The sequence below is a fragment of the Roseovarius sp. genome, assembly GCF_965277045.1.
Taxonomy (GTDB): domain Bacteria; phylum Pseudomonadota; class Alphaproteobacteria; order Rhodobacterales; family Rhodobacteraceae; genus Roseovarius.
In genome coordinates this window covers 3,286,844-3,309,017 of the sequence record NZ_OZ255712.1, presented here as the reverse complement: position 1 = coordinate 3,309,017, position 22,174 = coordinate 3,286,844, and the positions used below count along the sequence as shown (strand labels likewise).

The 22,174-nt window shown below is 64.0% G+C and carries 23 protein-coding genes and 1 pseudogene; 8 read left to right on the top strand and 16 right to left on the bottom strand.

Going from position 1 to position 22,174, the window contains the following annotated elements; all coding sequences use genetic code 11:
* Nucleotides 1-7 precede the first annotated feature (7 nt).
* Both ACQY4V_RS16545 and ACQY4V_RS16540 read left to right on the top strand, forming a co-directional pair.
* On the top strand, nucleotides 8-931 hold the full coding sequence (locus tag ACQY4V_RS16545) for an HNH endonuclease (protein ID WP_428513539.1): 924 nt from the start codon (nucleotides 8-10) through the stop codon (nucleotides 929-931).
* A gap of 212 nt (nucleotides 932-1,143) precedes the next feature.
* Entirely contained in the window at nucleotides 1,144-2,928 is a 1,785-nt protein-coding gene (locus ACQY4V_RS16540; protein WP_428513537.1) for an ABC transporter ATP-binding protein, read from the top strand.
* A gap of 184 nt (nucleotides 2,929-3,112) precedes the next feature.
* Here the strand turns inward: ACQY4V_RS16540 and ACQY4V_RS16535 are convergent, their stop codons facing one another.
* The 5 genes from ACQY4V_RS16535 to phnD are packed head-to-tail and all read right to left on the bottom strand — an operon-like array spanning nucleotide 3,113 to nucleotide 7,423.
* Nucleotides 3,113-4,015, bottom strand: a complete 903-nt coding sequence (locus ACQY4V_RS16535; RefSeq protein WP_428513535.1) for a TIGR01459 family HAD-type hydrolase — start codon at nucleotides 4,013-4,015, stop codon at nucleotides 3,113-3,115.
* Nucleotides 4,012-4,821 (bottom strand): phosphonate ABC transporter, permease protein PhnE, encoded by an 810-nt coding sequence (phnE, locus tag ACQY4V_RS16530; RefSeq protein ID WP_428513533.1) that lies wholly within the window; start codon nucleotides 4,819-4,821, stop codon nucleotides 4,012-4,014. Before phnE (ACQY4V_RS16530) ends, ACQY4V_RS16535 begins: the two co-directional genes overlap by 4 nt.
* Nucleotides 4,818-5,612, bottom strand: a complete 795-nt coding sequence (gene phnE, locus ACQY4V_RS16525; protein WP_428513531.1) for a phosphonate ABC transporter, permease protein PhnE — start codon at nucleotides 5,610-5,612, stop codon at nucleotides 4,818-4,820. Before phnE (ACQY4V_RS16525) ends, phnE (ACQY4V_RS16530) begins: the two co-directional genes overlap by 4 nt.
* Entirely contained in the window at nucleotides 5,609-6,385 is a 777-nt protein-coding gene (gene phnC / locus ACQY4V_RS16520; RefSeq protein WP_428513529.1) for a phosphonate ABC transporter ATP-binding protein, read from the bottom strand. The genes phnE (ACQY4V_RS16525) and phnC overlap by 4 nt, the downstream gene beginning before the upstream one ends.
* Before the next feature lie 60 nt (nucleotides 6,386-6,445).
* The gene (phnD, locus tag ACQY4V_RS16515; RefSeq protein ID WP_428513527.1) at nucleotides 6,446-7,423 is read right to left on the bottom strand and encodes a phosphate/phosphite/phosphonate ABC transporter substrate-binding protein; all 978 of its coding nucleotides are present in this window, start codon (nucleotides 7,421-7,423) and stop codon (nucleotides 6,446-6,448) included.
* Between the two features lie 243 nt (nucleotides 7,424-7,666).
* On the opposite strand from phnD, the gene ACQY4V_RS16510 reads away from it, so the two are divergent.
* Nucleotides 7,667-8,440: a phosphatase PAP2 family protein gene (locus ACQY4V_RS16510; protein ID WP_428513525.1), complete on the top strand. Its 774-nt coding sequence runs from the start codon at nucleotides 7,667-7,669 to the stop codon at nucleotides 8,438-8,440.
* Between the two features lie 11 nt (nucleotides 8,441-8,451).
* On the opposite strand, the gene ACQY4V_RS16505 is transcribed toward ACQY4V_RS16510, so the two are convergent.
* Genes ACQY4V_RS16505 through ACQY4V_RS16465 form a run of 9 tightly spaced genes read right to left on the bottom strand, consistent with a single transcriptional unit; the run spans nucleotide 8,452 to nucleotide 15,475 of the window.
* Nucleotides 8,452-9,120 carry an NnrU family protein gene (locus ACQY4V_RS16505; protein WP_428513523.1) on the bottom strand — a complete coding sequence of 223 codons (669 nt, stop codon included), beginning with the start codon at nucleotides 9,118-9,120 and terminating at the stop codon, nucleotides 8,452-8,454.
* A 1-nt stretch (nucleotide 9,121) separates the two neighbouring features.
* Nucleotides 9,122-10,309 carry an NnrS family protein gene (locus ACQY4V_RS16500; RefSeq protein WP_428513521.1) on the bottom strand — a complete coding sequence of 396 codons (1,188 nt, stop codon included), beginning with the start codon at nucleotides 10,307-10,309 and terminating at the stop codon, nucleotides 9,122-9,124.
* Nucleotides 10,309-10,563, bottom strand: a complete 255-nt coding sequence (locus tag ACQY4V_RS16495; RefSeq protein ID WP_428513519.1) for a DUF6522 family protein — start codon at nucleotides 10,561-10,563, stop codon at nucleotides 10,309-10,311. The genes ACQY4V_RS16500 and ACQY4V_RS16495 overlap by 1 nt, the downstream gene beginning before the upstream one ends.
* Nucleotides 10,560-10,799 (bottom strand): NnrT protein, encoded by a 240-nt coding sequence (locus tag ACQY4V_RS16490; protein ID WP_428513517.1) that lies wholly within the window; start codon nucleotides 10,797-10,799, stop codon nucleotides 10,560-10,562. The genes ACQY4V_RS16495 and ACQY4V_RS16490 overlap by 4 nt, the downstream gene beginning before the upstream one ends.
* Nucleotides 10,796-10,972 carry a protein NnrT gene (locus tag ACQY4V_RS16485; protein WP_428513515.1) on the bottom strand — a complete coding sequence of 59 codons (177 nt, stop codon included), beginning with the start codon at nucleotides 10,970-10,972 and terminating at the stop codon, nucleotides 10,796-10,798. The genes ACQY4V_RS16490 and ACQY4V_RS16485 overlap by 4 nt, the downstream gene beginning before the upstream one ends.
* Nucleotide 10,973: 1 nt before the next feature.
* Nucleotides 10,974-12,857: a nitric oxide reductase activation protein NorD gene (locus tag ACQY4V_RS16480; protein ID WP_428513513.1), complete on the bottom strand. Its 1,884-nt coding sequence runs from the start codon at nucleotides 12,855-12,857 to the stop codon at nucleotides 10,974-10,976.
* A 5-nt stretch (nucleotides 12,858-12,862) separates the two neighbouring features.
* A complete protein-coding gene (locus tag ACQY4V_RS16475; RefSeq protein WP_428513511.1) occupies nucleotides 12,863-13,657 on the bottom strand; it encodes a CbbQ/NirQ/NorQ/GpvN family protein in 795 nt (264 codons plus the stop codon).
* A gap of 3 nt (nucleotides 13,658-13,660) precedes the next feature.
* Nucleotides 13,661-15,010, bottom strand: a complete 1,350-nt coding sequence (locus ACQY4V_RS16470) for a cbb3-type cytochrome c oxidase subunit I (protein WP_428513509.1) — start codon at nucleotides 15,008-15,010, stop codon at nucleotides 13,661-13,663.
* A 12-nt stretch (nucleotides 15,011-15,022) separates the two neighbouring features.
* Nucleotides 15,023-15,475 carry a c-type cytochrome gene (locus tag ACQY4V_RS16465; RefSeq protein WP_428513507.1) on the bottom strand — a complete coding sequence of 151 codons (453 nt, stop codon included), beginning with the start codon at nucleotides 15,473-15,475 and terminating at the stop codon, nucleotides 15,023-15,025.
* 120 nt (nucleotides 15,476-15,595) lie between these two features.
* Here ACQY4V_RS16465 and ACQY4V_RS16460 point away from each other — a divergent pair, with 120 nt between their 5' ends.
* Complete coding sequence (locus tag ACQY4V_RS16460; protein WP_428513505.1) at nucleotides 15,596-15,808, top strand: DUF1858 domain-containing protein; 213 nt, start codon at nucleotides 15,596-15,598, stop codon at nucleotides 15,806-15,808.
* Between the two features lie 6 nt (nucleotides 15,809-15,814).
* Here ACQY4V_RS16460 and ACQY4V_RS16455 read toward each other — a convergent pair whose 3' ends face one another.
* Nucleotides 15,815-16,531, bottom strand: a complete 717-nt coding sequence (locus tag ACQY4V_RS16455; protein WP_428513503.1) for a Crp/Fnr family transcriptional regulator — start codon at nucleotides 16,529-16,531, stop codon at nucleotides 15,815-15,817.
* A 147-nt stretch (nucleotides 16,532-16,678) separates the two neighbouring features.
* On the opposite strand from ACQY4V_RS16455, the gene ACQY4V_RS16450 reads away from it, so the two are divergent.
* From ACQY4V_RS16450 to ACQY4V_RS16440, 3 genes are read left to right on the top strand one after another with little or no spacing between them, the layout of a single operon-like run.
* On the top strand, nucleotides 16,679-17,110 hold the full coding sequence (locus tag ACQY4V_RS16450) for a pseudoazurin (RefSeq protein ID WP_428513501.1): 432 nt from the start codon (nucleotides 16,679-16,681) through the stop codon (nucleotides 17,108-17,110).
* Nucleotides 17,111-17,162: 52 nt separating this feature from the next.
* Entirely contained in the window at nucleotides 17,163-18,380 is a 1,218-nt protein-coding gene (gene nirK, locus ACQY4V_RS16445) for a copper-containing nitrite reductase (protein WP_428513499.1), read from the top strand.
* Nucleotides 18,381-18,397: 17 nt separating this feature from the next.
* Nucleotides 18,398-19,171 (top strand): formylglycine-generating enzyme family protein, encoded by a 774-nt coding sequence (locus ACQY4V_RS16440; RefSeq protein ID WP_428513497.1) that lies wholly within the window; start codon nucleotides 18,398-18,400, stop codon nucleotides 19,169-19,171.
* Here the strand turns inward: ACQY4V_RS16440 and ACQY4V_RS16435 are convergent.
* A pseudogene (locus ACQY4V_RS16435) lies at nucleotides 19,156-20,028 on the bottom strand (nitronate monooxygenase). The gene ACQY4V_RS16440 and the pseudogene ACQY4V_RS16435 sit on opposite strands and share 16 nt — an antisense overlap.
* Nucleotides 20,029-20,069: 41 nt before the next feature.
* Between ACQY4V_RS16435 and ACQY4V_RS16430 the strand changes: the two are divergent.
* A complete protein-coding gene (locus ACQY4V_RS16430; protein ID WP_428513495.1) occupies nucleotides 20,070-22,121 on the top strand; it encodes an ABC transporter transmembrane domain-containing protein in 2,052 nt (683 codons plus the stop codon).
* Nucleotides 22,122-22,174: the final 53 nt, after the last annotated feature.

The window sequence follows — 22,174 nt, the reverse complement described above, 5'->3', positions numbered from 1 at the left end:
TGGGCACATGGTAAAACTTGTTCTCCTGCATAAAGCCAACTCGATTTACGAGGATGAGCCGGATGCCGTTTATGACTTTCCGCGCTCGTACCTGAAGGCGGTCGAGGAGGCTGTCGGTGACTGGGTCATCTATTACGAACCTGTCAAAGCCGGCCCTCGGGGCTATTTTGCTGTCGCGAAGATCGAGCGGGTGATCCCGAAGCCGGGCGCCGAGGGAAGATTCCTTGCCATGATCGAGCCTGGAAGCTTTCTTCCCTTTGATTGGGAAGTCCCACGACTGATCGATGGGCGACCTTTGGAAACGGCCCTGACAGAGCAGGACGGCGCGCCAAAAAAGGGAGGCGCCGTGCAGCTGGCTGTGCGGCGGTTGCCGGAAGCAGATTTCGCCCGCATCGTAAACCTCGGTCTGCCGCAGGAATTGGAGAAAATCGAGGCGACGCGCTATGATCCACAGAATAGCGCGCTCAATGAGGATGCGGAGCCGTTTGATCGTCCGGTGCTGGAGCGTCTTACCCGTCGACCGTATCGTGACGTTGCTTTCCGCAGGAAGGTGCGTGAAGCCTACGACTATTGTTGCGCGATGTCAGGCTTGATGCTGCGGAATGGTGGTGGTCGACCCGAAGTGCAGGCTGCGCATATTCGCCCGGTTGAGCGCCGAGGCAGCGACTCGGTTCGCAATGGCCTAGCTTTGTCTGCTACTTTGCATTGGATGTTTGACCGCGGCTTGGTGTCTGTCGCTGATGATAACGAGACGATTCTTGTGTCTCGCAACAAAGTGCCAGACGACGTCGTGGCGCGATTGCTTCGACCGGATTGCAAGCTGTGGAAGCCGAAGAACCGGGAGGATTGGCCCAGTCCGAAGAACTTGCAATGGCACCGGGAGAACGTTTTCGGCCAAGTGATCGGAGAGGACCTAATCAGCTGGCATTGAGCGGTCGCTCAGCAGGCGGACGCAAGGCGGCGCTATGAAATAGTGACACTCAAACTCCAATAGTATTTGGGGCTCTGTCCCCGTTTCAGGAAGGCCCGGGCCTTCTTGAGGGCGTTTAAGGCCGGAAGAAAGCAACGCTTGCGCGGGGGGCTGACCTTTGGTGACGAAGCCTCTATAGGCGTCAGTTGAGAAGCGATCGGACTGCACCTGACATGAGCGATACCCCAACCAAGACACGCCAGCCGCTGTATAGCGACGCGGACAAGCGGAACATGCGGTGGTTCTGGCGGAACTACCTGCGCAAGCATCAGGGCAAGCTGCTGCTGGTTCTGCTGCTGATCCTGGTGCAGGGGCTGGTTTACCAGCAGTTCCTGGCGATGACCGAGGACGGGTTGCGGGTGATCTTCGAGGCAGGCGCGATGCGTGAACTGATCGAGGTCTGTATCGTCGTGTTCGTGCTGTTCGCCGTACGCGGCGTGGTGTCCTTTCTGGCGCCGATGATCACGGTCAGGGTGTCGAACCAGGCGATCTTCGAGATGCGGCGGGATCTGGTGGGGCATCTGATGTCCTTGGATCTTGCCTATTTCGAGCGTACCAAGTCGGGCGAGATCATCCAGAAGCTGGTGACGCAGACGCAGCAGATCGGCGCCTTCGTCGGGCTGGGCGTGGCGGGCGCGCTGCGGGACGCGGTAACAGTGGTCGTGGTGTCGGGGTACCTTATCTGGAAAAACCCGATCCTGTTCGTGTCGGCCATCGTGGTGCTGCCGTTCATCATCGTGGTGATGAATTTCGTCTCGGACCGGGTGAAACAGGCCCAGGGCGAGGCCGAGGAGGCACTGGGCGGCTACATGAACGGGATCGAGGAGACGGTGAACGGTATGCGCACCGTCAAGATCGCCCGGCAGGAGGAGGTCGAGAAGGACCGGCTGATGCGCGGGACCGATGCGATCCGGCGGTTGACGACCCGGGTGCAGGTGACCCAGGCGCTGGTGCTGCCGTCGATCGACCTCAGCTCGGCCTTTGTCTATGTGCTGGTGATCGGGGGCGGGGGATACATGGTGCTGTCGCCCGCGTATGAAGTGGACGGCGCGGGGATCATCACCTTCCTGCTGGGCATGGTGATGGTCTTCGACCCCGCGCGCCTGCTGGCACAGTTCTTCGGCGGGCTGCAATCGAGCCTGGTGCTGCTGGACCGAGTGCGGAGCCTTTACGACCAAGAGCCAAGCATCAGGGATGCCGAGGGGGCGAAGACGGCGTTCGACACCGGCGGGGATATCGTTTTGAAGGATGTGACGTTCTCCTATTCGCCGGATCAGCCGCTGTTCCGGGGCCTGAACATGGCGTTCGAGGGGGGGAAGGTGTCGGCCATCGTCGGCTCGACAGGGTCGGGCAAGACGACGATCCTGTCGCTGCTGTCGCGACTCTACGACGTGCAGGGAGGTGACATCACCTTTGGCGGGACGCCCATCAGGGACCTGCAGGTGGCGGCGCTGCGGGGGGCGTTTTCCGTGGTGGCGCAGGATATCGTGATCTTCAACGCGTCGATCTGGGACAACATCCGTTACGTCAATCCGAAGGCGACCGAGGCGCAGGTCTGGCAGGCGGCCGAGGACGCCGAGATCGCCGACCTGATCCGGGCGCGCGGCGAGATGCCGGTGGGGCCCAAGGGGGCGCAGCTGTCGGGCGGGCAGAAACAGCGGATCGCGATTGCGCGGGCGTTCCTGCGCGATGCGCCGATCCTGCTTCTGGACGAGGCGACCTCGGCGCTGGACCAGGCGACGGAGGAGCGGATCAAGTCGGCGTTGGAGCGGCTGACGAAAGGCAAGACGACGATCGTGGTGGCGCACCGGCTGAGCTCGATCGCGGATGCGGACCGGATATTCGTTTTGGAATCCGGGCAGCTGGTGGAGCAGGGCCGGCACGAGGACCTGCTGGTCGAGAACAGGCTTTACGCGCGGCTCTACCAGGCGCAGAAGAAAGGCTATGACGACAGGTAGCCGGAGCGGCCTTGCCGCGCAGGGTGTCTCGGCGTCGGCCCTTGGCCGCCGCCTCGGGGCAGCGGCTGACCTGACGCGCCGGTGCCGCCGGCGGGAGTATTGTCAAATGTGAATAGCTATTTGCATCAGGTGTCTGAAGCTTGAGGGCGTATCGCTATCCCTCGTTCCTAGGTGCACCTCTCTGTCATATTTGATCGACAATGATGTCCGGAACAATGCCGGATCGCGTGATGGCATCACCTTCGTTTATCCCGACCAGTGACCCGAAGCCGGTTACCAGGGCAGTTGCAAATCCCATGTGCCGTCCGCCCAGAATGTCGGTATGCAGGGTGTCACCGACCATGAGGACACGCGATGGCGGGAGCCTCACCGGCAGACGCGACAGGGCGATGTCGTATATGCTGGCAAAGGGCTTGCCCAGAAAATAGAGACCGCCCAGCCCGAGGTCGGCGAGCCGGTGTGCGTAGTAGCCGGGTTCCAGCGACAGGGTGACTTCGCGCGGGGCCACGATGTCGGGATTGCCTACGACGACGGGGCGGGGCCGCTTGACCAGCGCGTCTTCCAGAAGGCGCTGGCGGTCTTCCGTCCAGCCGTCCGAGCCGATCAACAGAACCCCCTCCACGGCTTCGTAAGCATCGGCGTCGTCTTTCAGAAACGTTGTCTGAATGCTGTCGAATTCCTCGGTCCCATAGGTGTCCGAGAGCATGAGGCCCCAGTGTCTTCGCGGGGCATCGGCAAGATACGCCAACAGAGTGTCACGACTGGTCACGACCTCCTCTGGCGCGAAATCAAACCCGAGACGGGCGTAGCGTTCCATCATCAGACGTTTGGGATATCCCGCCGAATTCGACACGACCATCACCGTCTTGCCCGCCATACGCAGCGCCGCGATACGCTCGGCCGCGCCCGGAATCGGGGCCTCGCCCGCGTTCAGGACGCCATAGGCATCGAGCAGGATCACGTCATACGGGTCTGCCACATCCGCAAGCGTCTGCGCACGGACCGGCGTGCCGGAAAACTCCGCCGGCGGCAGGCGGTGTCGGATGTCGAGGTAGACCTCGAACGCCTCGGCGGTCCCCTGGATCACAGGATACGGCGGCGCAGGAAGGCCGAGACAACCTCTCCGACGATCACCAGCACCAGGATCGCGATCAGCACGGTTGCGGCCTCGGGCCAGTTGAACGTGTCGATTGCGCCCTGCAGAATGATGCCGATGCCGCCCGCGCCGACAAGTCCCAGCACGGTGGATTCGCGCAGGTTGATATCCCAGCGCAGGATCGACACGGCCCAGAACGTGGGCATGACCTGCGGTACGATGGCGTAGGCGATGACCTTGAAGCGCGATGCGCCCGTGGCTTCCAGCGCCTCGACCGGGCGCCTGTCGATTTCTTCGATGGCCTCGCCCAGCAACTTGCCTATGAAGCCGATGGAGCGGAACATGATTGCCACGATCCCGGCCAGGACGCCGGGTCCGAATATCGCCACGAAGAGCAACGCCCAGATGATCGTGTTGACCGACCGCGACGTGACAAGGATGAGCCGCCCGAGCCAGAGCGTCGCGCGGTTGGGTGTCGTGTTCTGCGCGGCGATATAGGCCACCGGCAGCGACATGAAGACGGCTATGGCGGTGGCAATGGTAGCGATGTTGACCGTCTCGACGAGGACGCTCAGGATCGTCCAGAGATTGGTCGCGTCGGGCGGATACATGCGCCTGAAAAGGTCGCCCATCTGTTGGGGGGAATCCCAGACCCACGCCCAGACGACCTCGATCGAAGTCAACGCCCAGGCGATGGCCGCGGCGCAGACGGCGAAAATGCCGAACCGCCGGGCCTTCTGCTTTGGCGTGTAGCGCGACCAGTCCTCGCGGCCGAACTGCTCGGATATGCTGTTCATCCCACTCGCTTCCTGATGTAGCCCGAGACGCCTTCCGACACGAGGATCACCGCGACGATGACGATTGTGATCGCGAAGGCGAAATCATAGTCATATCGCCCGAAGGCATTGGCGAGGGTTGCGCCGATGCCGCCCGCCCCGACGATGCCCACCACGGCGGATGCGCGGAGGTTCGAATCCAGCTGGTAGATCGTCAGGCCGATCTGGCGCGGCATGATTTGCGGGAAGATCGCGTAGAACAGCGTCGAGAGATACGGCGCCCCGGCGGCGCGGGTCGCCTCGACCTGACCCATGTCGATTTCCTCGATCCTCTCGGCCAGCAACTTGGCGACGAAACCGATGGAATAGACCACCAGCGTCAGGACCCCTGCAAACGGGCCAAAACCCACGGCCTTGACGAAGATGATGGCGACGATCACCGGGTGGAAACTGCGTGCCACGATGATGATGAAGCGTCCCAGGTAGAAGATGGGCAAAGGGGCCACGTTGCGCGCGGCCATGAAGGCGATCGGGATGGACAGGATGACGCCGCCCGCCGTCGCGAGAATTGCAATTTTGATGCTTTCGAGAAAGCCGTCGATCAGCAATCCGCTGCGTTCGAAGCTTGGGGGGATCGCTCCGCCAAAGATGCGTCCGGCGCGGTCCACGCCTTCGACGACGCGTTGCCAGTCGATGGGGATCGTGGCGATCACCCAGACCACGTAAACCAGCGCCCCGATATAGACGGCCCAGCGAAGCCACCGGTTGGAAATGAAGGGTGGACGGCGCCATGTGTCGGGATGGTTGCTCATTGCGCGACCACCGGATCCGTGCTCCGATCTGCGTGCGGGCTGCCGGAATAGATCTGGTCCATGGCATCCTGATCCAGCCTGGCCGGCACGTCGTCGAAGATGATCCGTCCATAGCGCATGCCGACGATGCGGTCGGTGTATTCCTTGGCCTCGCCCACGTTGTGGATGTTGATCACCACGGGCAGCTTCAACTCGCCCGCGAGGTCACGCAGAAGGCCCATGATCTGTTCGGAGGTCTTGGGGTCGAGCGAGGCCGTCGGCTCGTCCGCAAGCAGGATGTCGGGGTCCTGCATAAGGGCGCGCACGACGCCGACGCGCTGTCGTTCGCCGCCCGAAAGCTGGTCGGCGCGCTTGTTGGCGTAATGCGCGATGCCGACACGCTCCATCAGTTCGTAGGCGCGGCGAATGTCCGCCTTGGGATAACGCCGCAGGATCGCGGCCCATGTCGGGATGTAGCCCAGCCGACCCGACTGGACGTTCTCCATAACGGTCAGCCGGTCCACAAGGTTGAAGCCCTGGAACACCATCCCGATCTTGCGCCGCGCCGCGCGCAGCTTGGCACCCCGCAGGTGCGTCAGTTCGGTCCCGTTGAGATTGATACTTCCCGACGTCGGCTCCACCAGCCGATTGATGCAGCGCAGGAGGGTCGACTTGCCCGCACCCGACGAGCCGATGATTGAAACAACGGTTTGCCCCTCGATCGTCAGATCGAGATCCTTGAGGACCGGGTCACCGCCATCGTAGCGCTTGACCAGGTCGGTAATCTTCAGCATTCGCTTGTTCCTCCGGACAAGGACCGGCACGCGTGGTACCGGTCCTGTCGATGTGGCTCATTATTCCGAAGCGAGCCCCTGAGGCGTATACTCGACGCCGTTGGCCTTCTGGATCTGGCGAATGACGCGCCATTGATCCTTGTAGGTGATCGGAATGAATTTCGACACGCCAGTGAACTCTTCGCCCAGTGCGGTCCCTTCGAAGTCGAAGCTGAAGAACGCGTCTTCGATGCTCTTCTTCAACTCGGGCGTCAGGTCGTGCGCGTAGGCGTAGGAGGTTGTCGGGAACGGATCGCTTTCCCACACGATGCGAACGTCCTCGGGGTCATAGAGGCCGCGCTCGGCCATCCGGTCGACCACCTCGGAGGCGACGGGTGCGGCGTCATAGTCGCCTGCCACCACGCCCAGCATCGACTGATCGTGGCTGCCGGAATAGGTCACTTCATAGTCCTGATCCGGGACGACACCGAGGTCGGGGAAGAGTGCCCGCGGAGCTTGGTTGCCGGAGTTCGATGTCGGCGAGGTGTGCGCAATGCGCTTGCCGGCCATGTCGGCCACTTCCTGAATGTCGCTGTCGGCCTGCGTGTAGATCTGCAGCTTGTAGCCGAACTGACCGTCATCGGCGCCCATGATCGCGAAGGGAACGGCGCCCGCCAGGTTCACCGCGAAGGGCGTCGGGCCCGTCGAAAAGCCCGCGATATGCAGACGGCCCGAGCGCATGGCCTCGACTTCGGCCGAGTTGGACTGCACGGCAAAGAACTGGACGTCCTTGCCGGTCTTTTCCTCCAGATGCTCGATGAAGGGTGTCCATATATCCTCGTAGATCGCCGGGTCCTCGACCGGCGTGTAGGCAAAGACCAGCGTGTCTGGATCGCGCAGGGCGCCTTCATCCTCGGGCGCGTCGGCAACGAGGTCGCCGTCCGCGTCGGTGTACTGGCTGTCGAGCTGGGCGGTCTCTTCTTCCTGCGCGAACGCCGCGCCGGCGGTCAGCGCGATCACGGCAGATAGCGTTGCCCCGTAGGTCAAGATCCTATTCATCATGTATCCTCCCATTTGGTATTTTGTCTGCAAACGTTTCCCGGATGCAATTCTGTGAGCACATCATTAATATCGAAAACTTGCAATGATTGTCTGGGGATGCCGTCTTTGCCGGTCCCGAGGGCAACTGCGACCGGATTGAATTTTCGGTCAGCAGAAATACGGTATTGCGGTCGGCGATGTCGTGTTCCATTTGCCTTTGGTGACCCAACGAAAGACTTGTGAGGAAAGACCTGTGAGCACATGAAATTCAGCCAGTTCTCAGGATTGCTTCGCCAGGCACGCCACAATGTCGAGATGACCTTTGTCGTCATTCTGAGCGTCATCGTTGCGGCGACCTGGGCGCTGTCCGAACTTGTCGACGAAGTTGTCGAAGGCGCGACCAGCGATGTCGACCGCGACATCCTGCTGATGTTGCGGAGCGCCGATGATCTTTCGGATCCTATTGGCCCGTGGTGGCTCGAAGAGATGGGGCGCGATTTCACCGCGTTGGGGGGAGTCGCGGCACTGACGCTCATGACGCTGGTCGTGTCGGTCTTTTTCCTGCTGCTGAGGCGATGGACGACGACGATCTATATCCTGGTCTCCGTGGGTGGTGGCATTCTGATCAGCAGTTTTGCGAAGGAATTCTTCGACCGCTCAAGGCCCGACCTCGTGCCGCACGGGTCGCTTGTGCATAGTGCCAGCTTCCCCTCGGGCCATTCGATGATGGCGGCCGTCGCATACCTGACGATGGGGGTCCTGATCGCCCGCGTGCAGCCACGTTTCCATCTCAAGGTTTATGTCATGAGCGTCGCGGTCCTGCTGACGGTACTGGTCGGCGTCAGCCGGGTCTATCTGGGTGTCCACTGGCCGACCGACGTTGCCGCTGGCTGGTTGGCGGGTGGGGCCTGGGCAATGGTCTGCCTGATCTTTGCCCGCAACCTTTCGGATGGTGGACATTCGACGCGGCATCCGGTCGACGGCGCGCCGGCCAGCACACCGGAAACGCGGATGGACCTGTCGCCCGACGAGTGACCGTAACAGCGTCAGAGTGCGGACACGCCGATCACATGCGGATGGGCCAGCAAAAGTGCGGCGAAGGCCGCAAGCCCGACGAGCAGCCGGATGAACAGGCCGGGCCAGGAGTGCGGCGCATGAAGCCGCGGCCCGGACTTGCGTTCTGTGTCCAGCCTGGCCCAGAGGGATGTTCCGAGGACCCGTCTTTTGCGCCGGTCGAGCAAGGCGCGACCGGCGAGAGCGAAGCCGCCCAGCATGCCGAACAGAATGACATGCGCAAGGTCTCCGTTGGGTAGAACGTGGACACCAGCCCACAGCGCCAGCGCCAGCAGGACAGGGTGCCGTGTCCAGCGTACGATGCCGGGACGGGATGCGTCGAAACACTCGTTCCGCGCGCCGCCGAAGGAAAACGGATTCGGTCGCCCGATGCTCAGTGCGAGGACGAGGCAGACAGCCAGCATCCCCAGATGTGCGGCATGGCGGTGCCATTCCATCTGCGGCCAGAGCTGAACGTAGGGTGCCTCGCCGGCGGACCAGATCAGCAGAGCCAGCATCCCGGTCGAAAGGGCCGAGTAGGCCAGCCCGAAACCGCGCGTGCCGATTTTCCCCACAATCCGGGACTTGATTGCGGGGCGCACGGGGATCGAGTGCGTCAGGAAGAAGGCCGCGAATATGGCGGTGAAGCCGGTCCATCCCATGTTACTTCTCCGGCTTAAGGCGCAGGAGAGACGGGCCGTAGGCGATTGCGAACCCCACGAAGGCCGCCAGCCAGAGCGCCCCTGACACATGCATGAGTCCCAGATGGATCGAGGCGCCGAACCGGGCGAGGACCGAGCCGAAGAGGCAGAGAAAGATCGCAACGGTCGCCCGGTTCGCGGTGAGGCTTTGCCCGGTGTGGCCCAGGCTGGCGCGGGTCATGACGGCGAGGGTCATCGCGCCGATGGCCCCGGCCATCCAGAGGTGCTGCGCCCCGGCGGTGCCCGGATGGCCCAGGATCTGGTCGAGGCCGAGGGCGAAGGCACCCAAGGGGATGAACAGGTAGGCCGCGTGCAGCACCCATAAGAGGGGTTCTCGCAGCGTATGATGTGGCTGCCAGCGGGCCTGCCGGGCAAGATGCAGCCCGCCGAACAGGAGCAGCGCCGCGCCGGTTTGTGTTGCGAACGGCCGGACGACCCAATGCGTCAGGATCACTATGCTGGCCAGCAGTACGATCTTGTCGAAGCGTTGCATCGGCGGGGCGGGCCGCGCGGGATCGTTGTGCTGCGCAAGCCAGTTGAGGGTAAAGGACGGGATGATCCGCCCGCCGATCACGGCGATCATCATGATGCCGGTCGCAAGGCCGAGGCGCAGGCCGAAGCCTTGGGCGGCGTAAGCCCCCGTAACGGCCTCGATATGGAAAATCCCGTTGGCCAGCGTGAAGACGGCCAGGAGGCCCAGCACCACCAGGTTGCGCCAGTTTCGGCCCGCCACGATCTCGCGCAGGATCAGGCCGCCCAACACCAGCGGAAAGGCCAGGTCGATGACCGGCGCGACTGCCGCGGGCAGGTGGCCCGAGGCCAGCACCGCCACGCGCCCTGCACCCCAGAGCGTGAAGAGCGCCGCCAACCGCCAGCCCACCATCGGCAAGCGGCCGGTCCAGTTGGGCACTGCCGTCAGCAGGAAGCCCGCCAGGACCGCGCCGAGATAGCCGAACAGGAATTCATGCGCGTGCCATGACACCGGGTCGAAGCGCGTCGGCAGCGTGATCGTCCCCGAGAGGGCGGGCAGCCACAAGAGCATCGCCAGCGCCACCCAAGCCGCGCCGAAGAGGAAGAAGGGCCTAAAGCCGAAGCTGAAGAGCGCCGGGCCCTGCCACGCGCGCATCTGTTCTGCCGATGTCTTTTCCATCATCGCTGTCCCGTTCTGGTGCGCAGGGTCTTGAGCACCGTTCCGTCCTCGGAACAGGTCAGCCGCACGCGCATGTCATCGTGAAAGAAGCTGAGCCGCATTTTTCCGGCGTCATCGTCAGCGCCGGTTTCCAGCCGCGTCGTGATCCGGCCGTCGCGCATCCTCTCGCGCACCTCGTCCGGGGTCAGTTCCAGCAGCCCGGCGAGGTCGGTCGCGTCGATCACTGGTTGGCCGGTCCGCATGTCGATCTTCATGACGCCTCCTTTCCGTCCGCCACATCCATCAGATGACGGATGTGCCGCGCGAAATACCACGTCGCGGGCGCCCCGATACCACAGCCCAGTCCCAGCGACCAAGCCGTCGAGGCGACCGGCGCACCGACCCAGCTGAAGATCAGCGACGCGAAGAAGACGTTCACCGCCGCCGCGCCCGCGCCGAACGGGTAGAGCGCCAGAGCGATGCGCCGGGTGGACCATCCTCGCCGGGTCATCTGCGCGACACCAGTCTTTGCACAGCTACCATAGACGCGAGGAGCGCGATGCAGGCCATCGCGTACCAGAATTCGGCGGTGGCCGACTGGGCCTGCGGGATGGGCCGGTCGAAGCTCTCGGCAATCGCGGGCGAGGCGAAGAGCGTGGCGAAAGGAAGGATCAGTCTGCGCATGTCAGGTCTCCTGCGTCAGGGTGCGGTAGATGTCGGGCAGGGCCCGGGTCAGGCGTTCGGGATCGGGCAAGAGGGTAAAGCCGCCGCGCCCGAAGATGCGGGCGAACCAGTCCTGGCCGTCCTCGTCGATGATGATGCCATGCAGGCTTTGCCCGGCATTGCGGGCTTCGCGCACGGCCATGTGGCTGTCCTCGATGCCGTGTTGACCCTCGTAATGATCAAGGTCGTTGGGCTTGCCGTCGGTCAGCACGATCAGCAGCTTGCGGGCGCTTGGCTGGTCGGCCAACCGTGCGCTGACATGGCGGACCGCGGCGCCGAGGCGGGTGTAGTGGCCGGGGCTCAGCGCGCCGATATTGGCGGTGATGTCCGGCGACATCGGGGCGTCGAAATTCTTGCAGCATGTCAGGAAGACGCGGTCGCGGCGCAGAGATGAGAACCCCCAGATGCCCAGGCGGTCGCCCGCCGCGTCGATGCCCCCGGCCAGCGCCGCCATCGCATCGCGCGCAACCTCGATCACCGACGTGTCGCCGATGGCGGCCTCGGTCGAACGGGAGGTGTCGATCAGGAACGCCACTGAGAGGTCCCGCTCGGTCTGGCGGGCCGATTGCCAGATGCGGTCCGAGCCGCGCCCGGTGGCGGCCAGGTCCGCGCGGGCCGTCAGCAGGGCGTCGAGGTCGAGCTCGGAGCCGTCCACCTGGCGCGGTTGCAGGATCCGGCGCGGGCGCAGCGCCTCGAACTGGCGGCGGACCTCGCGCAGGCGGCGGGCATCGGGCAAGAAAGCCGTACCACCGGGGCGCGCGGGCGCGTCCAGCACGCGGCAATGGCCGGGCATGTAGCTGCGGCTGCGGTGGTTCCATTCGGCATAGGTGTATTCGCCGGCCAGCGCCTCGTGATCGGCATCGGCGGGCGACAGGTCGAGATGCAGACGCAGGCGGGTCGCGGCCTTGCGGTCGTGTTTCGACAGGGTGATCCGGTCCTGGTCGTCGGCGGCCTTCTGGGCGTTCTCGTCGTCGTCATCGTCGACGCTGCGGTTGATGTTCATCGACTCGACCCAGGACAGGATCGATTCGAACCGGTGGATGATGAAGCTGTCCTTGCGGTTCTGCTGATCCTGGTCCTTGCGCTCGCCCAGTTTGCGGCTGGTATGTGCGGCATTGGGCGGAGGGGCGGCAGGATCGGCTTGTTCGTCGCCCGCGGGTGCACCGCAGCCGGGGTCGGCAAAACGCAGCCAGATCGGCACGGGTGCCGCGGGCATGTAGCCGCGCGGGGCAGGGGTGGGCGCAAGCGCCGGTTTCGCCCCGCAGAGCTGGTCGAGAATGGCGGCCTCCATGGCCGCCTCCTGTACCGGGCGGATGACGTTCGGACGTGTTTCGGCACAGAACAAGGCCATCTGAGCATAGCTTTGCCGCAGCCCGGGACAGGTGGCATAGGCCGCGTCCGCCGCCGCCATGTTGGCCCGGATCTGGGCGCAGTCGAATGCGGGTCCGTCTACAGCGAAGTCGTACTCCGCTATCTCGGAGCAAGCCGCCAGCGCCGTCAGCCAGAAATAGGCCGCACGGTTCAGATCGGGTTCGCGAAAGGCGGCGATGAAGGGCGGCAAGGCCAGGCGTTCACCGTCGAAACGGGCGACCCATTCGTGATCGCGCTCGGCCCCCAGCTTGCGCCGCAGCGGCCGACGGTGGCGCACCAGCGACGCGGCGACCTCGGACAGCTCGACCCCCGGCGCGCCGCCCAGCGAGCGGAACAGCACGGCAAGGCTGGGCCGGACCGAGGCGAGCGTGACGCTCGCCTGCGGGTAGCTGACCTCGGCCCCGATCCGGCTGGCCATGTCATGCCAGAGGTTGCCGACGGTCTCTTCCGGTTCCATGAGATCGAGAAGGTGCATTGTGCTTACCCGTAGATCGTCTCGACGAGGTCGCGCAGCGCCTGCTGCACGTCCGGCTCGTCGCTGAGAGGTTCGATGACGGCCGCCTCCAGGGCCTGAATGACTCCCATACCCCCTGCCATGAGCGTCGCGGCATAGATCAGCAGCCGGGTCGAAACGCCTTCCTCCAGGTCCATGCCCGACAGCCGCCGGATATGCCCGGCCAGCCGCACCAGAGGTGCGACGCGTCCCGGCTCCAGCCGGCTTTCGGCGGCGACCACGGCGATCTCGGTTTCCGCATCCGGGAAGTCGAAGGAGATCGACAGGAAGCGCTGACGGGTCGAGGGTTTCAGCCGTTTGAGCACGTTCTGATAGCCCGGGTTGTAGGAGGCCACCAGCATGAAGCCCGCAGGCGCCACCAGTTCCTCGCCGGTGCGGTCGATCATCAGGGTGCGGCGGGTGTCAGTCAGCGGGTGCAGGACTACGGTGACGTCCTTGCGCGCCTCGACGACCTCGTCGAGGTAACAGATCCCGCCCTCGCGCACGGCGCGGGTCAGGGGGCCGTCGACCCAGACCGTTTCACCCCCCTTGAGCAGGTAGCGCCCGATCAGGTCCGCGGCCGACAGGTCGTCATGGCAGGCCACGGTATAGAGCGGCTTGCCCAGCCGCGCCGCCATATGTTCGACGAAGCGGGTCTTGCCGCAGCCGGTCGGCCCCTTCAGAAGAAGGGGCAAACCGTTGTGATGGGCCGTCTCGAACAGGTCGCATTCGCGGCCCGTGGGCTGGTAGAACGGCAGGGTGGGCTTGTTTTCCATGTTCATCGCTCATTCTCCGGGAACAGGATTGGCGGGGCCGGGGGTGATGACCTCTTTCCGGCGCACGACCAGCATCGAGTAGATGAAGAGGAGTGCCCCGATCACCACGGTCGCCCCGGCGCCGAAGCGCATCAGGTAGAAGACCGACAGGCTGTCCTGCACGTCCATGTAGTAGTCGCCCACCACGCGCTGCATGTGGGTCTGGATGGTGCCGGCGAAGGTCAGCACGAAGGTCATGAAGGCCATCCCGCCGGTCATCAGCCAGAAGCTGGCCATGTTGAGCACCTGGTTGTAGGGCGCGCGCTGGCGCAGCATCGGCATCGCGTAGGCGAAGACCGCAAGGTTCAGCGCCACATAGGCGCCGTAGAAGGCGAGGTGGCCGTGCGCCGCGGTGATCTGCGTGCCGTGGCTGTAGAAGTTCACCCCGTGCAGCGTGTGCAGGAAGCCCCAGACACCCGCGCCGAAGAACGCGACGGTGGAGGACCCCAGTGACCACAGAAGGGCAGCCTTGTTCGGGTGGTTCTTGCGGCCTTTCCAGACCATGACGAAGGCGAATGACATCATCAGGAAGAACGGGATCACCTCGAAGGTCGAGAAGATCGAGCCGACCCACTGCCAGTAGCCGGGCAGGCCGATCCAGTAGAAGTGGTGCCCGGTGCCGAGGATGCCGGAGAAAAGCGCGGTGGCGACGATGACGTAGAGCCATTTCTCAACCACCTCGCGGTCGACGCCGGTTAGTTTCAGCAGCAGGAACGCGAGGATCGCGGCCATCACCAGCTCCCAGGTCGCTTCGACCCAGAGGTGGACGACGAACCACCAGTACATCTTGTCGAGGCTCAGGTTGTCGGGGTTGATGAAGGCGAAGATCCACAGAAGCGACAAAAGCCACAGCCCCATAAGCAGCACGTTGGTGATGGCCGTCCTCTTGCCCGACAGCACCGTCATCGAGATGTTCACCAGGAAGATGACCGCGGCGACGAGGATGCCGAACTTGACCCAGAGGGGCTGTTCGAGGAACTCGCGCCCGCCATGGATGCCGACGAGGTAGGAGCCGACCGCGCCGAGCGTGCCCACGAGCAAGATGATGAGTTGCAGATAGGCCAGTTTCGGCGACCAGATCTCGCGTTCCGATTCTTCGGGCACGAGGAAATAGGCCGCACCGAAGAAGCCCAGCAGAAGCCAGACGATCAGCGCGTTGGTGTGGATCATCCGGATCACGTTGAAGGGCAGTAACTCGGACAGGAAATTGGGCGAGACGTAGATCCAGCCCGCAAGGAGCCCGCCCGCCACCTGGATTCCGAAAAGGGCCAGCGAGGCGAGGATGTACCAGTACGCCACTTTCTGAGATTCGTATTTCATGGGTTCGCCTCCTTATCCGGCGTCGTTGGGCGGCCAGCCCTGGGTGTCTGTCTGATCGGTCCAGCGCAGGAACTCCGACAGGCCACGAAGGTCCTCGTCGGTCAGTTCGTAGCGTGGCATCTGGCGGCGTCCTTCGATGCCGCTGGGCTGGCTTTCGATCCAGCCCTTGAGCATCTCGAATGCGTCGTCGGGGCTTTCCATGACGCCCCAGCGGGTCATGACGTTGCCAAGCTCGGGTGCGAAATAGGCACCTTCGCCGTGCAGGCTGTGACAGTTGATGCAGGAATGTTCCTCCCACACGTGTTTGCCGTGGCGCACCTCTTCGGTGAGGGGCATTCCGGCGGTCGAGGTCTGCACCACGTAGCGGTGCGAGTGGACGGTCATCGCCACGAAGACCGCGACGAAGAAGATCGAGCCTCCGTAGAAGATGTTTCGCGCCCGGGATTTCGTGAGAATTTCAGCCATGTTCGGGCCTCCTTGAAAGCGGGATGCCCATTCGTAGCCGCACCTCTGAGGCCGAAGTTTGTGCCAGCGCAATGTTCGGTGCGATTGGCCGGTTAGGCTGAGAGGGGAAGGAGAAAGCCTATGGCCCGCGCCCGCCTGGACGACCCCGATCTGCCCCTGGCTGACCTGATGACGGCGTGGCCGCAGACGATCCCGGTCTTCGTGCGACACGGGATGCTGTGCGTCGGGTGTCTGATCAGCCCGTTTCACAGCGTGACCGACGCCTGTGCCGAGTATCACCTGGACGAGGAGGACTTCCTGGCGGAACTCAGGCAGGCGGCAGAGCGGAGTTGACTGCGGTTATTTCTGGCTGAGAACCACCAGCGCGTGCGGGTCGCGCACGACAATGCGCTTGCGCCGGCTTTCGACAAGACCCTGCTTTTCCCAACCGCTGAGCAGGCGGCTGACGGTATGCAGGGTGGTCGCGGTCAGTTCGGACAGATCCTGTCGCGTGATCGGGAAATCTATCTCGATTCCGTTTTCCACCTTGCGGCCCGTCTGGTTGACCAGACGCAGAAGCGCGTTGGCGACCCGCTGTTCGACCTGCTGCGTGGCCATTTCCACGATCTTGTTCTGCACTTCGCCGAGCCGCTGGCCCAGCGTCTTGTAGGTTTCGGTGGCAAAGCCGTCGTATTCCGCGACGAAGCTGTCCCACAGGTGCATCGGCCAGCTGAGCGCGAGCGATTCCGACGCGGTCATCGCGGTCGCCGGATAGGTATCGCGTCCGATGGCGCTGGCGATGCCGATCAGTTGGCCCGGAGGGATGTGCAGGGCGGTGACCTGTTCGCCGGTGGGAGTGATGCGCACGACCCGGACGTAACCGTCCAGCAGCATAAAGAAACGCTCCGCCGCGTGCCCTTCCTGAAAGATCGCCACGCCCTCGTCGTAGCGCCGGGACGACGCCTGATCCAAGACCGTGCGGATCTGCCGTTTCTCGAGTCGCGAGAACGGCGGCAGGTGCGTCAGCAGGCTCTCGTCGAGTCGCGGCAGTGTCTTGCGCGAAGGGGAAGGATCCATGCCCGGGGTTCTGCCACATTCCGGGGCGTCGGACCAACACGCATTTTCCACGTCATCGCGCAGAAGTTTGTGCCAGAGCAAAAAGCGATCGGCGGGGACGCGGTATGTTTCAGTCAACCGAAACAGAAATCCGAAAGGAAGAGACCGATGATCCGCACACTGGCAACCGGCCTGGCACTCGCGGCCCTGATGGGGAGCGCTGCCTTCGCCGAAACATTCGAAGTCAAGATGCTGAACAAGGGCGCGGATGGCGAGCGCATGGTATTCGAGCCGGCCTTCGTGCAGGCCGCGCCCGGCGACACGATCAAGTTCGTCGCCGCCGACAAGGGCCACAACGCCGAGACCGCGAAGGACATGATCCCGGACGGCGCCGAGGGCTTCAAGGGCAAGATCAACGAGCAGATCGAGGTCACGTTGGACACCGAAGGTGTCTATGCCGTGATCTGCAAGCCGCACTACGCCATGGGAATGGTGATGACCATCGCCGTTGGCGATGTCGAGGCGCCCGAGGGCTTTCTTGAGGGGCGCGTGCCGAAGAAGGCCAAGGCCCGTTTCGAAGAGCAACTGAGCAACATGTGATGCAGCGGTGCGCGCGGGGTTGCCCGCCGCACCCATTTCCCAGGAGGATAGAATGACCAAGTTCATCAACCCAGGCCTTATGAAAACCAGTCGCCGCAACGTGCTGCGTGGATCGATCCTGGCCGGCGCCGCCGCCATGACCGGCGCGGGCGCAATGGCGGCCCGCCGCCCGCAGCAGCCGCTGAAGGCCGACGCGGTCTCGCGTAACCTTCACAAGGCGGCCGCAGACGGTGCGTCCGCCAGCACCGCGAAACCGGCGGACCTGTCAGGCTATACCCGCGTCAAGCAGGAGCTTGTGGCGCCGCCCTTCGCGCCGGAACACGAGCAGGTCGCCACCGGTGGGCCCAAGATCATCGAGATCACCATGGTCACCGAAGAGCGCCTGATGGTCGTCGACGAAGACACCGGGGCCAGCGTCTGGGCGTTGACCTATAACGGTTCGGTGCCCGGCCCGCTGATCATCTGCCACGAGGGCGACATGGTCGAGCTGACCCTGCGCAACCCCGCAGATTCGATGATGGAGCACAATATCGACTTCCACGCCTCCACGGGTGCGCTGGGCGGCGGTGGCCTGACCCATGTCTATCCCGGCGAGGAATGCGTGCTGCGCTGGAAGGCGACCAAACCGGGATGCTTTACCTATCACTGTGCCCCGGGTGGCGCGATGATCCCGTATCACGTCGCGCATGGCATGAACGGCGCCATCATGGTGCTGCCGCGGGACGGGCTGAAAGACGGGCAGGGCAATCCGCTGCGCTATGACAGCATCGCCTATATCGGTGAGCAGGACTACTACCTTCCGATGGACGAGAACGGCGACTACAAGAGCTATGACGCCGCCGGCGACGACTATGCCGACAGTCTTGACGCGATGCGCACGCTCGTGCCGACGCACCAGGTGTTAAACGGCGCGGTCGGTGCGCTGACCGGCGAACACGCGTTGAAGGCGAAGGTCGGCGAGACGGTCCTGATGGTGCACAACTCGTGCAACGTGGACAGCCGTCCGCACCTGATCGGCGGGCATGGCAACTATGTCTGGGAAAGCTCGTTCACCGATCCGCCGCTCACGGGCATGGAGACGTGGTTCGTCCGTGGCGGGAGCGCGGCGGCGGCGATGTACACCTTCGAGCAGCCGGGCGTCTATGCCTACGTGAACCACAACCTGATCATCGGCGCGATGCTGGGCGGGACCGCGCACTTCGTCGTCGAGGGCGAGTGGAACACCACCCTGATGGAACAGGTCGTGGAGCCGCGACCGTTCGAAAGCTGATCGAAAGGAGCGGGAACATGACCGCCGCGATGACATGGAAGCTCGGCCTGAAGGTGTCCCTTCTTCTGGTTGCGCTGTTGGTCATCGCGGCGGTTCTTCTCGGCACCGCGCTGACCCGGCGCGGTGCCAGATACGATCCGGCGCAGCTGCCGGAAATGGCGGCAACCCCCGTCACGCTGTCGACCGGAGCAAAGCTCTACGTCCAGAAGTACGAGGTCAGCGTGGCCGAATGGAACATTTGCCACGATCAGGGCGCCTGCACCCTGCGTCTGCGGGTCCGGCCGGACCAGGACGCGCAGGCGACGCCCGCGACGGGCCTGAGCTTTGTCGATGTCGGTGAATATCTTGAGTGGATCAATAACGCGACAGGCGTGACTTTCCGACTGCCCACCGCAGGCGAGTGGACCGAGATGGCGGCATCCGTTCTGCCGGACGAAGCCGATCCGATCTTCACCGATCCTTCGCTCACATGGGCCTCGACCTACTTGGTCGAAGGCTTGGCGCCGCGTGCGCTGAAGCCGCGGGGGAGTTTTTCGACCTCTCCAGAGGGTGTTGCCGATCTTGACGGAAGCGTATGGGAGTGGACGCAGGAATGTTTCTCAGGCGCATCGGGCGACGCCGATCCGTCACGCTGTCCTGCGTTCTACGTCGGCGGCGAACATGTCGCCGCGATGTCCTACCTTATCCGCGACCCCGCCCGCGGCGGATGCGCCGTCGGATCGCCGCCGGCCCATTTGGGGATGCGCCTGGTGAGCGACACGGAGATCGTGAAGCCTCATTGGGGCAGCTGAGATCCATGATGGCTGGCTGATGACAGGCGCATTACAGGCGCCGACAGCCTTTGTCGGGCATTGCACGCATCAGTTCCCGCGGATCCGGGCAACCTGTGCGCGGGCCTCCTCGAGGATATCCGCCACGATATCGGCAGCGGGGAATCCGTGCTCCAGCGATAGATCGGCTTGCCGTCCTCGTCGGCGATCCGTTGGCGGGGAATCTTTTCGCGGTCGTGGCCGAAGAGTCGGTCGCCCAGGCTGTCGGTCACGGCGGAGCGCAGGACCCTGATCGCGGCGCCCTTGGGCAAGTTGATGACGAAGGCGTCCGTATGGGCCGTCTCGTCCGACGCCGCCTCCACGACGCGCTGCTTGTGCAGATCGTGCGCAAAGGACTCCGTTGCCGCGAGGAACGCCGTGCCGGAATAGATGCCCTGCGCACCGAGCGCCTAGGCCGCGACGAGGCTGCGCCCGGTCGCGAAACCGCCCGAGGCGATAACAGGCAAGTCGGTTGCGGCGGCCACCTGCGGCACCAGAACCAGAGAAAATACGGCGCCGTGCGCATGGCCGCCTGCCTCGACGCCCTGGGCGATGATTGCGGCCGCGCCGGCCGCTTCCGCGGCGCGGGCCTGGCCGACCGAGCCCACCTGGTAGACGACCTGCAGACCAAGGTCGTTGGCGCGCGCAACGGCCTCCGGCATGACGTCCCGGAAGAAGGCCAGAGTTTCGATGCCTTCGTCCTTACAGGCCCTCAGCTGTTCGGCGAAGAGGTCGGGGTCGGTCGCAGCTGGAATGAGGTTCACCGCGAATGCGCGGTCGGTTCGGTGTCGCGCCTCTGCGATTTCCCGCCTTTTCAGTTCGCAAGGTTCGCGCACCATGCCGAGGCATCCGAAGCCGCCCGCATCGGATCCTCTCCGCCTTGCCGCGCGACGCGTGCGGCGCGGCTGCGATCGTCGTGCCGCATTCGGAAGACATTCAGAAGGTACTGCATCCCGAAGGTGTCACACTGCGCTGGTGTATCCGGGGCAAGGGGGGAACGCCGCTGTCGGCACTGGCCAGCCTGCCGTTCCCCGAAAGCGACCGCCAAATTTTTTTCGCCACCGAAAAGTTCGAGGTGGAGCAAGCGCGCAAGTGGTTGACCGAAAGAGGATTTCAGAAAGGTGAGTCGCGGACGGCCGCCTACTGGACGGCAGCGCAATGCTCTTTTAAACGGTGGATCGAGAGCATGAGCCGCGCCGGTCAGACGCGGCCCGGTCCCGAGGAAATTCCCATGCTGCGCCAGTTTTTCGAGTATTACCGCCCGCATATGGGCCTTTTCTGGCTGGATTTCGGCTGCGCGGTGATCTCGGGCTTGCTGGAACTGGCCTTTCCGCTGGCCGTGGCGGGGTTCATCGACCATCTGCTGCCGCGCGGGGAATGGGCGCTGACCATGTGGGCCGCCGTCGGACTGGTGGTGGTGTACCTGATCAACGCAGGCCTCATGGCCGTTGTGATCTACTGGGGCCACAAGCTGGGCATCAACATCGAGACCGAGATGCGCGCCCGCGCCTTCGACCACCTGACCCGGCTGAACTGGGGCTGGTTCGACAAGGCCGAGACCGGCAAGCTGGTGGCGCGCGTCACCCGCGACCTCGAAGAGATCGGCGAGGTGGCGCATCACGGCCCCGAGGATCTGTTCATCGCCATCATGACCTTCATCGGAGCCTTCGCCCTGATGCTGTGGCTGCACGTGCCGCTGGCGCTGATGACGGCGGTGATCGTGCCGGTGATGGTGGTGCTTCTGGCGGTCTATGGCGGACGCATGACCCGGGCGTGGCAGGCGATCTATGGCCGGGTCGGGCAGTTCAACGTGCGGCTGGAGGAAACGCTGGGCGGCATTCGCGTGGTGCAGGCCTTTACCAACGAGGCGCATGAACGCGAACTTTTCGCGGATGCCAACCGCGGGTATCGCAAGACCAAGCTGGAGGCCTACCGCATCATGGCGGCGCTGACGACGCTGCATTACATGGGGCTGCGCTCTGTGCAGGTGATCGTGATGGTGGCGGGCGCAGGCTATGTCTTTTCCGGTTCGTTGTCGACGGGCAGCTTCGTGGCTTTCCTGCTGCTGGTGGGCGTATTCTTCCGCCCGCTGGAAAAGATCGCGGCGGTGGTCGAGACCTATCCGCGCGGCATCGCCGGGTTCCAGCGGTTTCAGGCGCTGCTTGCAGAGCGGGCGGAGATCGCCGACGCGCCGGATGCCAGGCCCGCGCCGGACCTGACCGGGCGGATCGAATTCGACGACGTGACCTTTACCTACGACGGCGCGCGAGGTGTGCTGCACGGCGTGTCCCTCTCCGTCGAGCCAGGCCAGACGGTTGCGCTGGTGGGGCCGTCCGGCGCGGGCAAAAGCACGCTGATGGCCTTGCTTCCGCGGTTCTATGCACCGACGTCTGGCGACGTCCGGATTGATGGCCGGTCCGTCGCGGACATGACCCTCGACAGCCTGCGGAGGCAGGTGGGGCTGGTATCGCAGGATGTCTTCCTGTTCGGAGGCACCCTGCGCGACAACATCGCCTACGGGCGGCTTGACGCATCCGACGAGGAGATACTGCACGCCGTTCGGCAGGCACAATTGTCCGAGATGGTGTCGGAGTTGCCCGATGGTCTCGACACCATGGTGGGCGAACGTGGCGTCATGCTCTCTGGCGGACAGAAACAGCGCGTGGCCATCGCGCGTGTCTTCCTGCGCGACCCCCCTATCCTGCTTCTGGACGAGGCCACTTCGGCGTTGGACAGGGGCACGGAGCGCAAGGTGCAGGCGGCGTTGGATACTTTGTCTAAGGGGCGCACGACGCTCGTCATCGCCCACCGCCTTCAGACCGTTCGGCACGCGGACCGCATCGTGGTTCTTGACGAAGGCCGGATCGTGGAGGCGGGTACGCATGAAGAACTGGTGGATCGCCAGGCGAATTACTTCTCGATGATGGACTGAGCCGCTTTGATGCCGGCAGGCCATTCTTATCGGGGAAGTTTATCAGCGGCGCC

What these genes read in the sequence shown, in the direction of transcription:
- ACQY4V_RS16545 (WP_428513539.1), top strand. Translation starts at nt 8, where the DNA reads ATGGTAAAACTTGTTCTCCTGCATAAAGCCAACTCGATTTACGAGGAT.
- ACQY4V_RS16540 (WP_428513537.1), top strand. Translation starts at nt 1,144, where the DNA reads ATGAGCGATACCCCAACCAAGACACGCCAGCCGCTGTATAGCGACGCG.
- phnE (WP_428513533.1), bottom strand. Translation starts at nt 4,821, where the DNA reads ATGAACAGCATATCCGAGCAGTTCGGCCGCGAGGACTGGTCGCGCTAC.
- phnE (WP_428513531.1), bottom strand. Translation starts at nt 5,612, where the DNA reads ATGAGCAACCATCCCGACACATGGCGCCGTCCACCCTTCATTTCCAAC.
- phnC (WP_428513529.1), bottom strand. Translation starts at nt 6,385, where the DNA reads ATGCTGAAGATTACCGACCTGGTCAAGCGCTACGATGGCGGTGACCCG.
- phnD (WP_428513527.1), bottom strand. Translation starts at nt 7,423, where the DNA reads ATGAATAGGATCTTGACCTACGGGGCAACGCTATCTGCCGTGATCGCG.
- ACQY4V_RS16510 (WP_428513525.1), top strand. Translation starts at nt 7,667, where the DNA reads ATGAAATTCAGCCAGTTCTCAGGATTGCTTCGCCAGGCACGCCACAAT.
- ACQY4V_RS16505 (WP_428513523.1), bottom strand. Translation starts at nt 9,120, where the DNA reads ATGGGATGGACCGGCTTCACCGCCATATTCGCGGCCTTCTTCCTGACG.
- ACQY4V_RS16500 (WP_428513521.1), bottom strand. Translation starts at nt 10,309, where the DNA reads ATGGAAAAGACATCGGCAGAACAGATGCGCGCGTGGCAGGGCCCGGCG.
- ACQY4V_RS16495 (WP_428513519.1), bottom strand. Translation starts at nt 10,563, where the DNA reads ATGAAGATCGACATGCGGACCGGCCAACCAGTGATCGACGCGACCGAC.
- ACQY4V_RS16490 (WP_428513517.1), bottom strand. Translation starts at nt 10,799, where the DNA reads ATGACCCGGCGAGGATGGTCCACCCGGCGCATCGCTCTGGCGCTCTAC.
- ACQY4V_RS16485 (WP_428513515.1), bottom strand. Translation starts at nt 10,972, where the DNA reads ATGCGCAGACTGATCCTTCCTTTCGCCACGCTCTTCGCCTCGCCCGCG.
- ACQY4V_RS16480 (WP_428513513.1), bottom strand. Translation starts at nt 12,857, where the DNA reads ATGCACCTTCTCGATCTCATGGAACCGGAAGAGACCGTCGGCAACCTC.
- ACQY4V_RS16475 (WP_428513511.1), bottom strand. Translation starts at nt 13,657, where the DNA reads ATGAACATGGAAAACAAGCCCACCCTGCCGTTCTACCAGCCCACGGGC.
- ACQY4V_RS16470 (WP_428513509.1), bottom strand. Translation starts at nt 15,010, where the DNA reads ATGAAATACGAATCTCAGAAAGTGGCGTACTGGTACATCCTCGCCTCG.
- ACQY4V_RS16465 (WP_428513507.1), bottom strand. Translation starts at nt 15,475, where the DNA reads ATGGCTGAAATTCTCACGAAATCCCGGGCGCGAAACATCTTCTACGGA.
- ACQY4V_RS16460 (WP_428513505.1), top strand. Translation starts at nt 15,596, where the DNA reads ATGGCCCGCGCCCGCCTGGACGACCCCGATCTGCCCCTGGCTGACCTG.
- ACQY4V_RS16455 (WP_428513503.1), bottom strand. Translation starts at nt 16,531, where the DNA reads ATGGATCCTTCCCCTTCGCGCAAGACACTGCCGCGACTCGACGAGAGC.
- ACQY4V_RS16450 (WP_428513501.1), top strand. Translation starts at nt 16,679, where the DNA reads ATGATCCGCACACTGGCAACCGGCCTGGCACTCGCGGCCCTGATGGGG.
- nirK (WP_428513499.1), top strand. Translation starts at nt 17,163, where the DNA reads ATGACCAAGTTCATCAACCCAGGCCTTATGAAAACCAGTCGCCGCAAC.
- ACQY4V_RS16440 (WP_428513497.1), top strand. Translation starts at nt 18,398, where the DNA reads ATGACCGCCGCGATGACATGGAAGCTCGGCCTGAAGGTGTCCCTTCTT.